Source organism: Pelagibacterium halotolerans, assembly GCF_044811015.1.
GTDB lineage: Bacteria > Pseudomonadota > Alphaproteobacteria > Rhizobiales > Devosiaceae > Pelagibacterium > Pelagibacterium halotolerans_A.
Map to the genome: position 1 here is coordinate 1,458,919 of NZ_CP085243.1, position 14,287 is coordinate 1,473,205.

The 14,287-nt window shown below is 62.0% G+C and carries 14 protein-coding genes; 7 read left to right on the forward strand and 7 right to left on the reverse strand.

Going from position 1 to position 14,287, the window contains the following annotated elements; all coding sequences use genetic code 11:
• Positions 1 to 14 precede the first annotated feature (14 nt).
• Complete coding sequence (locus LG281_RS07225; protein ID WP_404405802.1) at positions 15 to 575, forward strand: hemerythrin domain-containing protein; 561 nt, start codon at positions 15 to 17, stop codon at positions 573 to 575.
• Here the strand turns inward: LG281_RS07225 and LG281_RS07230 are convergent.
• Positions 572 to 1,591, reverse strand: coding sequence for an SDR family oxidoreductase (locus LG281_RS07230; protein ID WP_404405804.1), 1,020 nt, complete (start codon positions 1,589 to 1,591; stop codon positions 572 to 574). The genes LG281_RS07225 and LG281_RS07230 overlap by 4 nt on opposite strands.
• A 72-nt stretch (positions 1,592 to 1,663) precedes the next feature.
• Here LG281_RS07230 and LG281_RS07235 point away from each other — a divergent pair, with 72 nt between their 5' ends.
• Positions 1,664 to 2,224, forward strand: coding sequence for a TetR/AcrR family transcriptional regulator (locus tag LG281_RS07235; RefSeq protein WP_404405806.1), 561 nt, complete (start codon positions 1,664 to 1,666; stop codon positions 2,222 to 2,224).
• Between the two features lie 43 nt (positions 2,225 to 2,267).
• Positions 2,268 to 3,521: a glycerate kinase gene (locus LG281_RS07240; protein ID WP_404405808.1), complete on the forward strand. Its 1,254-nt coding sequence runs from the start codon at positions 2,268 to 2,270 to the stop codon at positions 3,519 to 3,521.
• Positions 3,522 to 3,538: 17 nt separating this feature from the next.
• On the opposite strand, the gene LG281_RS07245 is transcribed toward LG281_RS07240, so the two are convergent.
• The 3 genes from LG281_RS07245 to LG281_RS07255 all read right to left on the reverse strand — a co-directional run bounded on the left by LG281_RS07245 (position 3,539) and on the right by LG281_RS07255 (position 6,129).
• Positions 3,539 to 4,123: a hypothetical protein gene (locus LG281_RS07245; RefSeq protein ID WP_404405810.1), complete on the reverse strand. Its 585-nt coding sequence runs from the start codon at positions 4,121 to 4,123 to the stop codon at positions 3,539 to 3,541.
• A 654-nt stretch (positions 4,124 to 4,777) separates the two neighbouring features.
• On the reverse strand, positions 4,778 to 5,011 hold the full coding sequence (locus LG281_RS07250) for a hypothetical protein (protein WP_404405812.1): 234 nt from the start codon (positions 5,009 to 5,011) through the stop codon (positions 4,778 to 4,780).
• Positions 5,012 to 5,382: 371 nt separating this feature from the next.
• Complete coding sequence (locus LG281_RS07255; protein ID WP_404405814.1) at positions 5,383 to 6,129, reverse strand: SOS response-associated peptidase; 747 nt, start codon at positions 6,127 to 6,129, stop codon at positions 5,383 to 5,385.
• A 48-nt stretch (positions 6,130 to 6,177) separates the two neighbouring features.
• Here LG281_RS07255 and LG281_RS07260 point away from each other — a divergent pair, with 48 nt between their 5' ends.
• The 3 genes from LG281_RS07260 to LG281_RS07270 all read left to right on the forward strand — a co-directional run bounded on the left by LG281_RS07260 (position 6,178) and on the right by LG281_RS07270 (position 7,371).
• A complete protein-coding gene (locus LG281_RS07260; RefSeq protein WP_404405816.1) occupies positions 6,178 to 6,585 on the forward strand; it encodes an NUDIX domain-containing protein in 408 nt (135 codons plus the stop codon).
• Positions 6,546 to 6,983, forward strand: a complete 438-nt coding sequence (locus LG281_RS07265; protein WP_404405818.1) for a TIGR02301 family protein — start codon at positions 6,546 to 6,548, stop codon at positions 6,981 to 6,983. Before LG281_RS07260 ends, LG281_RS07265 begins: the two co-directional genes overlap by 40 nt.
• Positions 6,984 to 7,092: 109 nt before the next feature.
• The gene (locus tag LG281_RS07270; RefSeq protein ID WP_404405820.1) at positions 7,093 to 7,371 is read left to right on the forward strand and encodes a hypothetical protein; all 279 of its coding nucleotides are present in this window, start codon (positions 7,093 to 7,095) and stop codon (positions 7,369 to 7,371) included.
• Between the two features lie 4 nt (positions 7,372 to 7,375).
• On the opposite strand, the gene tdh is transcribed toward LG281_RS07270, so the two are convergent.
• The 3 genes from tdh to LG281_RS07285 are packed head-to-tail and all read right to left on the reverse strand — an operon-like array spanning position 7,376 to position 10,106.
• Entirely contained in the window at positions 7,376 to 8,410 is a 1,035-nt protein-coding gene (gene tdh / locus LG281_RS07275) for an L-threonine 3-dehydrogenase (RefSeq protein WP_404405822.1), read from the reverse strand.
• Positions 8,410 to 9,600 (reverse strand): glycine C-acetyltransferase, encoded by a 1,191-nt coding sequence (locus tag LG281_RS07280; protein ID WP_404405824.1) that lies wholly within the window; start codon positions 9,598 to 9,600, stop codon positions 8,410 to 8,412. Before LG281_RS07280 ends, tdh begins: the two co-directional genes overlap by 1 nt.
• A 44-nt stretch (positions 9,601 to 9,644) precedes the next feature.
• On the reverse strand, positions 9,645 to 10,106 hold the full coding sequence (locus LG281_RS07285) for an Lrp/AsnC ligand binding domain-containing protein (protein WP_404405825.1): 462 nt from the start codon (positions 10,104 to 10,106) through the stop codon (positions 9,645 to 9,647).
• A 152-nt stretch (positions 10,107 to 10,258) separates the two neighbouring features.
• Here LG281_RS07285 and putA point away from each other — a divergent pair, with 152 nt between their 5' ends.
• On the forward strand, positions 10,259 to 13,951 hold the full coding sequence (putA, locus tag LG281_RS07290) for a trifunctional transcriptional regulator/proline dehydrogenase/L-glutamate gamma-semialdehyde dehydrogenase (RefSeq protein ID WP_404405827.1): 3,693 nt from the start codon (positions 10,259 to 10,261) through the stop codon (positions 13,949 to 13,951).
• The last annotated feature ends 336 nt before the right edge of the window (positions 13,952 to 14,287 follow it).

Sequence of the window (14,287 nt, forward strand, 5' to 3'; positions counted from 1 at the left end):
CAGGCCTCCTCCCAATGCTTCTCGACATCAATTTTCTCGATGATGCCACGCGTCCGCGTGCACCAAAACTCGAAAACCTCACCTCCGCCCAGCGCCGGCCCGGCATGCACCTCAAGATGATCCATGATCATCTCCGCCAGAACGTCACGACCCTGCGGCAGGTGGTCAAGGATACCGCCAAGGGCAGGATGAGCGCGGCGGAAGTCGAGAAGGCCATCGATTCGCTTGAAATGGTTTCGAACTACCGGCAGTTCGGCAACCTATGTGGCCAGCACTGCCAAATCGTCCACGCGCACCACTCGATCGAGGATGCGCACATCTTCCCGGCCCTTTCGGAAAAGGGCGAAGCGTGGAAGAAAGTCACCGATCGTCTGATGGAAGAGCATAAGGTCGTCCACGAACTTCTGGTGCGGCTCGTCGATGCGCTCAACGCCCTGGCGCAGAACCCAAGCCAGGAAAATTTCGAGGCCGCGAGCGAGATCAACGACGCGCTGGGGCGCGTGCTGCTCTCGCATCTGGGCTATGAAGAAGAGTCGATCGGCGATGCACTGGGGTATTTCGAGATCGACGTTTAAACGAGCTTGTGCGCAATAAGGCTCTCGGCTGTTGCCGAGACAGCTTGGTCCGCTGCAATCAGCCTGCGGCCGAGCAGCGCTTCTGCGGTGCTGGAATCGAGGCTTTTGCGTATACCGAGTTCCCCGAGAATCCCGCGGATATCCTTGTCGAAGAGAGCATAGATGCGTACGGCCCAGTCGGGCATTTCGAAACGCGGAAGCTTCCGGGCATAGTCCGCATGGGTCTTGCGCAAGACCTGTGCCACCTCGAACATGAACATCGGGCGTTCGCCGATGGGTAGGCGCTTGCCGCCGACGTCGCCGGTCAGCGCGGCAACATGCGCGGCAGCGACGTCGCGGACGTCGACGATCACGAATGGCACGCGTGGCGCTGCCGGTACCGTGCCGTCGAGAAGGCGCTGAACGATCGCCGCGGAGGTGCCTGGATCTTCGTCGAGGAGCGGCCCCAGGATGCCGCTGGGATTGATGGTGACGAGGTCGTCTTCGCGCCCGGCGGCCTTCATCAGCTCCCAGGCGCGGCGTTCCGCGCGGGTCTTGGATTCCACATAGGCAGTGACATCTCGGCCTTCGAGATTGGTCCAATCATCTGCCGTGAAGGGCGCAGTGCGTTTCGGATCATGGCCGTAAGCTATTGAAGCCATTGAGGAAGTCAGGACAATGCGTTCGACGCCAGCAGCGAGTGCGGCGTTCAGCGCGCGTTCGGTGCCCTCTACGGCGGGGCGGATCAATTCGTTCTTGTCCCGGGGCATCTGGATAACGAAGGGGGAGGCGGTGTGGAGGAGGTAGCGGCAGCCTTCCATCGCTTCACGCCAGCCCTCATCGCGGGTCAGGTCGAGGGCGACGAATTCGAGATTGGTTGTGTCAGCGCCAGCATTTTCAAGGGTTTGGCGGACCTTGTCAGCCTTGGAAAGGTTGCGCACACTTCCACGTACGGTATATCCCGTATTGAGAAGGGCCAGGGCAATATGGCCGCCGAGGAAACCCGAGATGCCCGTCAGAAGAACACGATCTGTCATAATGACCTCATTATCAAAACTGAACGATATATATGATATTCGTTCATTTCGTTCAATACGGCGATGACGACAATGGCACAATCGATGAGAAGCCGGGACAGGCGGCGTCGGATTCTCGAAGGGGCGGAAGCGGTATTCCTGCGCTCTGGGCTCAAGGGCACGACGATGGAGATGGTCGCCAGGGAAGCCGGCGTCGCCAAGGCGACGCTCTACAGCTACTTCCCTGACAAGGACGCGATCTATGCGGCCATTATCGAGATGATGGCCGCGGACAAGCTTGCGGCGTTTCATCGCGGGCTGGCCCATCATGGCCCCCTCGATGAACGGATCGGCGAAGCGCTCGCCGGCAAGCTTGGGGTGGCAGCCGACCTCCTCGCCCGCTCGCCTCATGCGGACGAGATCTTAAACGAGCACCACCGGCTCGCCGGCAAGCTCAAGGCGCTCGACGACCAGGTGGAAACGGAGCTTACCGATCTGCTCGCCGCAGAGGGCGTCCCCGACCCGGAGATAACCGCACGCATGCTTCTGGCTTCGGCCTATGGCATCCTCCTCAAACTCCCCGACCCCGCCCAAATGCGTGCGGCGATCAAGCTTCTGGCCACCCGGGTGCTTGGTGACGGGGATAAACCGTAGTAACTATACGGTTACAACCTCTCGCCAACGGAGCCCCTGCCCCATGAACCACCGCGACCTGCTCAAGGCCATGTTCCAGGCCGCCGTCGATGCCGCCGACCCGATGACGGGCATCAGGGCGCATCTACCGGCAAAGCCCAAGGGCAAGACGGTGGTGATCGGCGCAGGGAAAGGTGCCGCGCAGATGGCGGCGGCGTTCGAGACACTCTGGGAGGAGCCGCTCTCCGGTGTCGTGGTGACACGCTACGGCTATGGGTGCGAGACGCGGGATATCGAGATCCTCGAAGCGGCGCATCCGGTGCCCGATGCGGCGGGGCTTGCGGCGGGCAAGCAGCTTATCGATGCGATATCGGGGCTTTCCGAGGACGATCTTGTCGTCGCGCTCATCTGCGGGGGTGGCTCAGCGCTCCTGCCCGCACCGCCCCATGGGATGACGCTTGAAGACGAAATCGCGGTCAACGAGGCGTTGCTGGCCTCCGGCGCGCCGATTTCGGCGATGAACACGGTGCGCAAGCATCTCTCCACCATAAAGGGCGGGCGGCTCGCGGCAGCGACCAAGGCGCCAGTGGTTAGTCTCATCGTCTCGGACATTCCCGGTGACAATCCGGCGCATGTGGCCTCGGGCCCCACGGTGCCCGACCCGGCGACGCGGCATGACGCGCTCAGGATCGTCGAACAGTACGGGCTCGCCCTGCCGTCCCCCGCGCTCAGGCATCTTAACTCCGAAGCCGCCGACGCGCCCAAGCCGGACGATCCCGTCTTCGCCCGCGACAGCCACCACATCATCGCCTCGGCGGGCGTTTCGCTCGAAGCGGCGGCGCAGGTCGCGCGAGAGGCGGGCTTCACCCCCGCCATCCTTTCGGACGCCATCGAGGGCGAATCGCGTGAAGTCGCAGGCGTCCACGCCGCCATCGCCCGCGAAGTGCTCCACCGCGACCGGCCCTTTCAAAAGCCCGCCGTGCTGCTCTCGGGCGGGGAAACCACGGTGACGATCCGCAAAAAGGGCGGCCGCGGCGGGCGGAACGGGGAGTTCGCGCTGGCCTTCGCGCTCGAGATCGAGGGGGAAGCCATCACGCTTCTGGCCGCCGATACGGACGGGATCGACGGATCGGAAGACAATGCCGGGGCGTTCGCGGATGGTGAGACGGCAGCGCGGATGCGCGCGGTTGGGCTCGACCCGCGCGGGCTGTTGGATGCGAATGATAGCTATACGGGGTTTGCGGCAGTCGGGGAGGTGTTCGAGACCGGACCGACGGGGACGAATGTGAACGATTTCCGGGCGGCGGTTGTGGGGTAGGCGACCGTAGTCACTTTCTACTCAGAAGCTCGCTGCTCGTCACTGACCTGCACCGATGTACCGTCCTTGCCGTGCGATGCGAGAAATTGCCGCCCGAGTGCCAAGGCACCTCCCCCCAGTATCAACACGACAATCAAGATAGCAGCCCACACGACCTGCCTTTCATAAATCATATAAAATGCCGCCGCTAGGCCAATTGCTACAGTCCCAAACATTAAGAAATCTCGTCGACGCATCTGTGCGCTCGGGACACGAATCGCTTCACTTTCCCAATGGTGCCTATGCTTCTGCTCTTGCTGCAAATGACCAAACAGAATTGCTGGCGCCTCAGGGTACAGCTCTGCGTATTCTTTCATCGCTTTAGCACTTGGCAGTGGTCCGGAATGAGAGCTGACGTATGTCTGGCTAACTTCGACAGCCATTCCGGCAAAGGCAGGCGCCAACACTTCGGTAAGGACATCATCCGGAACATCGCTTCCGCGCTTTGCAAGTTCACCTTTGACATGACGTACGGCCGCTTCTACGTGATGCGTAGCCACCTCGGAAGCGTCCTCCGTAGCCACATCATCCTCGTCTTCGGCGTCGTCAATCGGATGTTCCAACGCCCCACCTTTCACGTAAGGCGGCCTTGACCGCTCTAATCTTGTTCCTATGCGTTTCGGCAAGCTGGTCGTAACCACGGGGACTCCGTGGATGGCCGTGCATATCTCCGGCGGATGTCGTCTTGACTACTAAAACCGCAAGGTCATGAGCCATTGCTTCGGCATCGCGGCATAGCCCCGACTTCTTTGGTTGAACAAAAACCAAATCATCGCCACCGGTACTTAGCGACGCGAGAGACGAAAGGTACCCTTCCTCACCGTGAATTGGGCCAACGAAGGCATACTCGTTAAGCGGAATCAGTTTAGCCCTACCTATGCCCCACGACACCAGATCATCGCGTTTACCAGATCGGAACTCTTCCAGCGTTGCGCCCGATAGAGCAATCGTTTCTGACACAGGATGCAGCGTAGGTGGGACTACCGTTTTCGACACATGAAACTCTGATGCTTTATCCGTCCGACTTGTCACGACAGTATCTCACGCTCTACCTAATCGGGGATTAATGCATATTTGCGGGCCTTTGCAAGGCACTATCACTAACATGTTATACCATAACGACTGATCACTTTTTCAATAGATCAACTTCGGTTGCCACACAGGGGCATACGCCGGCATGGTCTGTCAATGACACCCACACCAAGGACCGGCGGCGCTTACGCCACCAGTCCGTTGTCGTCGTCCGGTGCGTCGGTGAAGGTTTCGCCGAAATCCCCTGCCCCGTCGACCAGCGCACGGGCGGCCTGTTGGGCGGCGGCGACGGACTCGAAGATCTTGCCTTCGAGGGGGAAGACGCCGAGCTTGACGGCCATGAAGCGGAAGTCGCCGTCGCCGGGGACGACAACACCCTGAGGTTCACCATGGACAGAGATAACGATCGGCTTGGTCATTTCGAAAAGTCTCCGAAGCGATCCGCCCAAACCCTATGGGCAGTGCTAGCAGTCTAATGTGAGGGTCTTGTGACGGCGGTGTGGCGTTATCGCGCTACGTGCCAAGTCCAGGAACTACACATCGAACCCGTATGTTTGAGCCATACGGAATACGTGGAGACGGACGCGGTCAGGCGTGCCCAAACTGTTAGTGTTGCCATTGTGCCGAACTCCAGCCTGACCTTACGGACACCCTTTACGGGCGTCACGATCGGTCTTTTACCAAGAACTTGCGTGGAAATCGAGCCCCCTTGTGCCAATTGGGCGCACGGACGCGAAAAACTTCCCGCGCAGTGAACGGCAAATGGGGAACGACGTTCCCGGTTTAAAGGCTAGAAAAGGTCGAGTTGAGATGGATTTGCCGGCTTGACGTCCTTGGCTTCGCCAGAATCCGCCTGGGGCTTTTCCACAGTGACCGGTGCGATCAAATCCTCGCCCTCGTTGCGGGCGGAATTAACCCGGTTCGAGACCGGATGGGCGGTCATGGTGCCCTCGGGGGCGGAGCGAATCACCTGAAGCGCGGTTTTGGGATCGGTGCCGCGAACGTCGAGCCAGGCATCGATGTCGGTCATACCGAGGATGGCAGGCATGCGGTCGTGGATTTGGGCAAGGTCGGAATTGGCGGGCACGGTGATGATGGCCGCTGTATCGACTTCCTCGCCGTTGGGTCCCATCCAGGACGCGTAGAGCCCGGCCATGGCCAGGGGTTCGCCAGATGCCGAGGTGATGTAATGGGGCAGCTTCTTGCCGTCGGGGGTGCGGCGCCATTCGTAATACCCCGAGGCGGGGACGACGCAGCGGTGGTGACGGACCGATGCCTTGAAGGTGGGCTTTTCCGCCATGGTTTCGGCGCGGGCATTGATAATGAGGGAAAAATCGCGCGGGTCCTTTACCCAGGCGGGGACTAGCCCCCAGCGGGCGAGCTTTGCGGCGCGTTCGCCCGATTCGTCACGCCAGATGGCGAGGATGGGCTGGGTAGGGGCAATATTGTAGCGCGGCGGGTACTCCGGTACATTTGCGACCCTGAACAGGATCTCCATCGCCTCGGATGGCAGCGTGAAAGCGTAGCGTCCGCACATGATTCTTCCGGCTCCTTGCCGGAACGTTATAACAAGAGGAAGCACCCCATGCAGCCCAACGGATGCTCAATTGCGCTTCTGAATGGCAACGCCGTGCTTCTGATCCAACGCGCCTATGCGCCCTTCGAGGGGCTCTGGACACTGCCGGGCGGCGGGCGGGAGCCAGGGGAAAGCCCGATCGAATGCGTGACACGGGAACTTTTCGAGGAGACCGGGTTGATCGTCGAGGCGCCGGCGCAGGTGCTTATCGAAACCGCCGAGGAGGCGGGCATAACCTATCGGCTCGCGGTGTTCGCGGCGCGGCACCCGTTCAGGGCGCCAATGGTTTCGGACGAGATCGCCAATTGGGACTGGGTGCTGCTTGAGGAAATTCCCCGCTATCGGACGACGCCGGGGCTCGACCGGGTGGTTGCTGCTTGCGCGCGGCATCTGGACCGCTATGGATATGCGTCTTAGCGTGTGTTTGCACACGCCAAGCTATTGCCGGGGTTTTTATTCTGAAGCGCCTTTTTGCCATCCTTATCGCTTTGCTGCCGGGCGCGGTGCTGGCCGTCGATCCGCCCTACCAGCCGCAGATGGAGCGACTCGCGGAGATTCTCGGAAGCCTCTATATGCTCGCACCGCTATGCGGGCAGGAGGAGATCGACTGGCGGGCGCAAATGGCCGAATTGATCGCGCTCGACGAGCCGGATGCGGACCGGCGGGCCCGACTCGCAGGGGCGTTCAATGCGGGGTACGAATCCTACGCGCGATTCTACCGCACGTGCACGCCATCGGCGGAACTGGCGCTCGAGCGGCTTTTGACCGAAGGCGCGGCGCTGGCGCAGGATATTCATACGCAGTTTGCCGAATAGCCTGCCCTTCGTAGCCTTGCATACGGATTTGCACAGATTTCGCCTTCCGCGTTAACCAACTGGTCATTTCTTCTTAGCAGTGCCGCAAAGCCGTGTTAACAGTCGGCTCATGAGCACGTTTCGTACCACGTTCCCGTTTTCCGCATCCGTATCCGGCTTCGAGGCCGAGCACGAAGAGCGCCGGATTGCGCTCGAATACCTCGCTGAAGCGTGGAACGCAGCCGATAGTGATGGCGTGGATACCCAGGCCCTCGCGCATGCGGCAATGTTCGCCGCCCTCGCGACGCTGGTCAAGAATTACGGCGAAGAGGCCGTAGCCAGGATGATCGGCGAGATCCCCGACCGGATCAGCAACGGCGAATATACGCTCGACCGCGTGCTGCAGTAGGGCCTCACCACTCCAGAACGATCTTGCCCGCGCCGCCCTGAATGGCGGATTGGAAGGCCGTGTCGAAATCATCCGCCGGGAAGCGGTTGGTGATGACGGGGCGGACGTTGAGACCGGATTCGAGCATGGCGAGCATCTTGTGCCAGGTCTCGAACATTTCCCGGCCGTAGATGCCCTTCAACGTGAGCATCTTTAAGACCAGCTTGGCGAAGTCATATTCGAAGGGTTTTGCCGGGAGCCCGAGCATCGCGATCTTACCGCCCATGATGAGGTGATCGGTGAGCGTCGCCAGCGCGGCGGGGGCGCCGCTCATCTCGAAGCCGACATCGAAACCCTCGTTCATGCCGAGCGATTTGACGATGGCCGTAAGATCGTCGGAGGTGTTGGCGGTGACGATTTCGGGCTCGGTCTTTTTTGCGAGTTCGAGCCGATGATCGTTCGGGTCGGTGATGACAACGTGACGCGCGCCGGCGTGTTTTGCCACCGCGGCGCTCATGATGCCGATAGGACCGGCGCCGGTGATGAGGACGTCCTCACCCACGAGGTCGAAAGCGAGCGCGGTGTGGACGGCATTGCCGAGGGGGTCGAGGATGGCGCCCATTTCGTCGTCGATCGTGTCGGGCAAGGGGACGATGTTGAAGGCGGGGACTTTGACGTATTCGGCAAAGGCACCGGGAAGGTTGACGCCTACCCCCTTGGTCTCAGGGTCGAGATGGAAGCGCCCTGCCCGGCTCGCGCGGGACTTGAAGCCGATGACGTGGCCTTCGCCGGAGACGCGCTGGCCGATCTCGAGGTTGGTGACCGCTGAGCCCAGTTCGGCGATGGTGCCGCAATATTCGTGGCCGATGGTCATGGGGACCGGGACCGCTGATTGGGCCCAGGCATCCCACTTATAGATATGCAGGTCGGTGCCGCAGATGCCGGTCTTGGTGACCTTGACCAAGACGTCGTTGGGGCCGAGTTCGGGGATGGGGACGGTTTCCATCCACAGGCCGGGTTCGGGCTTGGCCTTCACGAGGGCTTTCATGGTGCGGGTCATCAAATGGCTCCGAAGTCCTTGCCCACGGCAATGAAGGCATCAATGGCGAAGGTGAGGTCGTCCTCGGTCAGGGCGGCGGACATCTGGGTGCGGATGCGCGCTTTTTCGCGCGGGACGACGGGGAAGGAGAACGCGGAAACGAGGACGCCTTTTTTCTGCAACGCGCTGGCCATGGCCTGGGCCTTCCCCGCATCGTAGAGCATAACGGGAATGATGGGGGTTTCGCCGGGAACGAGGTCGAAACCGGCATCGGCGAGCGCGGTGCGGAAGCGGGTGGTGTGGCGGGCGAGGGTATCGCGGCGGTCGTCGGCTTTTTCCGCGATGTCGATGGCCTTGATGGCGCCCGCGGTGACCGAGGGTGGCAGGGCGTTGGAGAAGAGATAGGGACGCGCGCGCTGGCGCAGGATGTCGACGACAGGTTGCGGGCCGGCGATGAAGCCGCCCATGGCGCCGCCGAGGGTTTTTCCGAAGGTGCCCGAGATGATGTCGACGCGGTTGCCCGCACCGGTCAATGCGGGCGTGCCCCTGCCCTTTTCGCCCAGATGGCCGGTGGCGTGGCAATCGTCGATCATGACGGCGGCGCCGTAGCGTTCGGCAAGGTCGCAGATTTGCGGAAGCCTGGCGATGTAGCCGTCCATCGAGAAGACACCGTCGGTGACGATCAGCTTGAAGCGCACGCCTTGGGTGTTGGCGATCTTCAATTGGGTTTCGAGGTCGTCCATGTCCGAGGTGGCGAAGCGGAAGCGGCGGGCTTTCGAAAGCCGCACGCCATCGATGATCGAGGCGTGGTTGAGGGTGTCGGAGACGATTGCGTCGTCATGGCCGAGCAGGGTTTCGAAAATGCCGCCATTGGCGTCGAAGCACGAGCCGAAGAGGATCGCGTCGTCCTTGTCGAGGTAGCGGGCGACGGTCGCTTCGAGTTGCTTGTGGAGCTCGTGGGTGCCGCAGATGAAGCGGACCGAGGCCATGCCAGAGCCGTATTTTTCGAGCGCGGCCATGCTGGCGGCGACCACCTCGGGGTCGTCGGCAAGGCCGAGATAGTTGTTGGCACAGAGGTTGACCATCTGCCTGCCGCCGACCGTGACGCGGCCGGATTGAGATGACCCGATCGCCATTTCGTGCTTTTCGAGCCCGTCGGCGCGAATGTCCTCAAGGGTGGCCGAGAGATGCTCGGCGAGACCTTTCATCATGGGGTAGCCTCCTCAACTCGCACATTAGGGCTACCCTGAGGAACTCAGACCGGCAAGGGGCCGTCGGATTTGACCTCTTCCATAACGGGATATGTGCGAGTTTCGCTGACGTTTGGGAGGGTCAACAACACATCGCCCAAAAAGGCCCGATATTGCGACATGCCCGCGAGGCGCGCCTTCAACAGATAGTCGAAGCCGCCAGCGACCATGTGGCATTCGAGCACCTCGGGGACCTTGCGCACAGCCTTGGCGAATTTGTCGAAGGCGTCTGGGGTGGTCTTGTCCAGCGAAACTTCGACCAGGACGAGGAGTTCGAGCCCGACGCTCTTGGGATCGACCCGGGCTGAAAAGCCGGTGATGACGCCGTGCGCCTGCAGGCGCTTGAGTCGGTCGCTCATAGAGGTGGGGGCGAGCCCGACACGCTGGGCGAGCTCGGCATTGGTTATACGGCCATCGAGCTGAAGCTCTCGCAGGATGCGCCGGTCTATACGATCAACTTCCGTCATTTATACGCTCTATTCCGGTATTTCCTTATATTATACGGAAATAATCGAAAAAATCCAATAGCTCTCCGGGCGGAACCGAAGCATGCTCAGTGCAATTGCCCTCGCAGGGGCAAGCGAGCATAGTTAAACCCAGGCATGAGAGGCATCCTGCGATGGCTATTGACGCAACCACCGCGCCCGCTTCCGACGCTCCGGCGCGGCCCTTTTCCGACTTTCCGGGGCGCTCCGCGCGGGCAGACGAGCCGCTCCGCGCGGCGATCACCGCGGCCTATCGGCTCCCTGAGCCCGAGGCCGTGCCGCCGCTGATCGACGCTGCGACCGTTACGAGTGCCGAGGCGGACAAGATCCGGGCGCTTGCCGAAGACACCATAAAAGCCATCCGCACGCACGGGCCCGGCTGGGGCATCGACGGGCTGATCCACGAATATGCGCTTTCGAGCCAGGAAGGCATCGCGCTTATGTGCCTTGCCGAGGCACTGTTGCGCACGCCGGACAACGAAACGCGCGACCTGCTGATTGCCGACAAGATCGCGCCGGGGAACTGGCAAAGTCACCTCGGCATGGACCGCTCGATCTTCGTCAACGCAGCGACCTGGGGGCTGGTGGTGACCGGCAGGCTGGTGACGCCGGTGGACGAGCAAGGGCTATCGAACGCGCTCTCGCGGCTGGTTTCGCGCTCGGGCGAACCGGTGATCCGGGCCGGCGTCAAAATGGCGATGAAGATGCTCGGGGAGCAGTTCGTCTGCGGGCAGACGATCAAGGAAGCCATCAAGAATGGCAAGCGGCTCGAGGAAAAAGGCTTTTCCTATTCCTACGACATGCTGGGCGAAGCCGCGACGACGGCAGCGGATTCCGCGCGTTACATGGACGACTACGTCAACGCCATCCACGCGATCGGCAAGGCCGCCAAGGGCAAGGATCTCTATGAAGCGCCGGGGATTTCCATCAAGCTCTCGGCGCTGCACCCGCGCTATACGCGGGCAAAGTACGAGCGCGTCATGGACGAATTGCTGCCGCGGGTGAAGGATCTCGCAGCGCTGGCGCAGGGCTACGGGATCGGGCTCAATATCGACGCCGAAGAGATGGACCGGCTCGAACTTTCGCTCGACCTGCTCGAAGCGCTCGCGATGGACCCGGCTTTCAACGGCTGGGACGGGATCGGGTTTGTGGTGCAGGCCTATTCCAAGCGCTGCCCCTATGTGCTCGACTGGATCGTCGACCTCGCCAAACGCAGCGGGCACCGGATCATGGTACGGCTGGTCAAGGGCGCCTATTGGGACTCGGAGGTCAAACGCGCGCAGCTTGAAGGGCTCGAGGACTTTCCGGTCTTCACCCGCAAGGTGCATACCGATGTGAGCTACATCGCTTGCGCGCGGAAACTGCTCGACGCGCGCGAGCACGTGTTTCCGCAGTTTGCGACGCATAACGCGCAGACCATGGCGACGATCTATACGCTCGCCGGATCCGACTTCAAACACGGCGACTACGAGTTCCAGTGCCTGCACGGGATGGGCGAACCGCTCTATAATGAGGTGGTGCCTAAAGAGAAGCTGGATCGGCCCTGCCGGATTTACGCACCGGTCGGGAGCCATTCGACGCTTCTGGCGTATCTGGTACGCCGGCTCTTGGAGAACGGGGCGAATTCGAGCTTCGTCAATCAGATCGCGGATGAAGATATTCCCGTCGGGCGGCTTGCCGCCGATCCGGTCGCGGTTGCGAGCGCGATTTCGCCGGTGGGATCGAAGCATCCCGACATCGCTCTGCCGAAAGACATTCTCGCCCGCGGGCGGATGAATTCTCGCGGACTCGATCTGAGCAACGAGGATGCGCTTATCGCGCTTGGAAAGGCGCTTGGGGAAACCGTCGGGACTGACTGGACCGCTGGCGAGGACAAGGGCGGGAACCGTCGCCCGTCGATCAACCCCGCCGACCACCGCGACATCGTGGGAACCGTGTTCGAGCCAACCGAGGCGATGATTCCCGAGGTCATGGCGCGCGCGCAGGCGGCAGCGCCGGGGTGGGCGGCCGAGGCACCGGCAACGCGGGCGGCGATGCTCTATCGCGTGGCCGATATGATGGAAGACCGCATGGAGCGGTTCATGGCGCTGGCCATGCGTGAGGCTGGGAAGACCGCAGCCAACGCGATTGCCGAGGTGCGGGAGGCCGTGGATTTCCTGCGCTACTACGGACAGCAGGTTGAGGAGATGTTCGACAATGCAACGCATAGCCCGCTCGGGCCGGTCGTTTGCATTTCGCCCTGGAATTTCCCGCTTGCGATCTTTACCGGGCAAACGGCTGCGGCACTCGTCGCGGGCAATCCTGTTATCGCCAAACCGGCGGAAGAAACCCCGCTCATCGCGCAGGAAGCAGTGCGGCTGTTCCATGAGGCGGGCGTGCCTGCCGATGTGCTGCAGTTTCTCCCCGGTGACGGGACGATCGGCGCGGCGCTCGTCGCGCAGAGGGAAGTGTGCGGTGTGATGTTCACCGGGTCGGTGCCGGTGGCGCACGCGATTGCGCGGCAGCTGGCCGGGCGGACTTTGCCCAATGGAGCACCGGTGCCGCTGGTCGCGGAGACCGGCGGACAGAATGCGCTGGTCGTCGACAGCTCGGCGCTGACCGAACAGGTGGTGCTCGACGTCATCACCTCGGCGTTCGACAGTGCGGGCCAACGGTGTTCGGCGCTGCGGGTTTTGTGTCTGCAAGAGGAGGTCGCGGACCGGACGCTCGACATGCTCAAGGGCGCGACCGAGGAGCTGGCGCTGGGCAATCCCGATCAGCTTTCGACCGATGTGGGGCCGGTGATTACCGATGAGGCGCGGGACAATATCACCGCGTATATTGCTGAGATGAAGGAGAAGGGGTTCAGGGTCACGACGCTGGATCTGCCGGGATCTACGGCGCACGGCACCTTCGTTGCACCGACGATCATCGAACTCAACGATATCTCCGACCTCGGACCGGAAGTGTTCGGGCCGGTGCTGCATGTGGTGCGCTACAAGCGCAGCAAACTCGATGCGCTCATCGGCAAGATCAATGCACTCGGCTACGGGCTGACCTTCGGGCTGCATACGCGGATCGACAAGACGATGGCCGATGTGGCCGGTCAGATCGAGGTGGGCAATATCTATATCAACCGCAACCAGATCGGCGCCGTGGTGGGCGTACAGCCCTTTGGCGGACACGGGCTTTCGGGCACCGGCCCCAAGGCGGGAGGGCCGCTCTATCTGCGGCGGCTGGTTTCGACGACGAGCCGCAAGGTCTTTGACCTCCCGTTGCGTCAGGCCGGACCAACGCTTACGGGGCTCGCCGAGTGGGCGGACGCGCGGGACGAAGACCAGCTCGCCGACGCCGTGCTGCGCTATGGGCGGCATCCGGCGATCAACGCCGAGAGCGAATTGGCCGGACCCGTCGGGGAAAAAAACGTCTATCTCACGCACAGCAAGGGCGTCGTGCTCGTTGCGCCGCAAACGTTGACGGGGCTGGCGCATGGGCTGGCGGCGGCGCTGGCGGCGGGCAATGACGTGGTAGTCGAAGGTGGCGAGGAGATCGAGGCTCTGGTGGCGACCTTGCCGCAGGAGATCGGCTCGCGTGTGCGGATGGCGGTTGCGGGAGATTTCGAACGGGTCGATGCGGTGCTGGCCGAAGGCGATGCGGCGACCGTGAGCGCCATGAGCCAACGCGCAGCGGCGCTCGAGGGGCCGATCGTGCTGGTTCAGGGGTTTGCAACCGAACAGCTGGCGTCGGGTGAAGCGGTTTACGCTGTGGACCTGCTGGTCAACGAGGTGGCGATCAGCACGAATACGGCGGCGGCCGGCGGGAATGCGAGCTTGATGGCGGTGGCTTAGGGACGTGTGGCCTCACCCCTCCCTGTCAAGGCTACGACGTTCACACATTTCATTTTGAGGCACAAATCCTCGCGCCAAGCACGGGGTCCCTTCTCCCTTGAGGGAGAAGGTGGCCGCGAAGCGGTCGGATGAGGGGTGCGCGCCTGCGACAATGCGCAGACGCTGTGTTGTTCGAAGCGCCGCAGACACCCCTCATCCGACCTTTCGCTGACGCGAAAGCCCACCTTCTCCCGCAAGGGGAGAAGGGGAACCGTGCGTATGGCATGAGTGAGTACCACAAATAAGATGTGTGAACGTCGTAGCCTTGCGCGGGAGGATGGGATCCAGCGAGAAGCC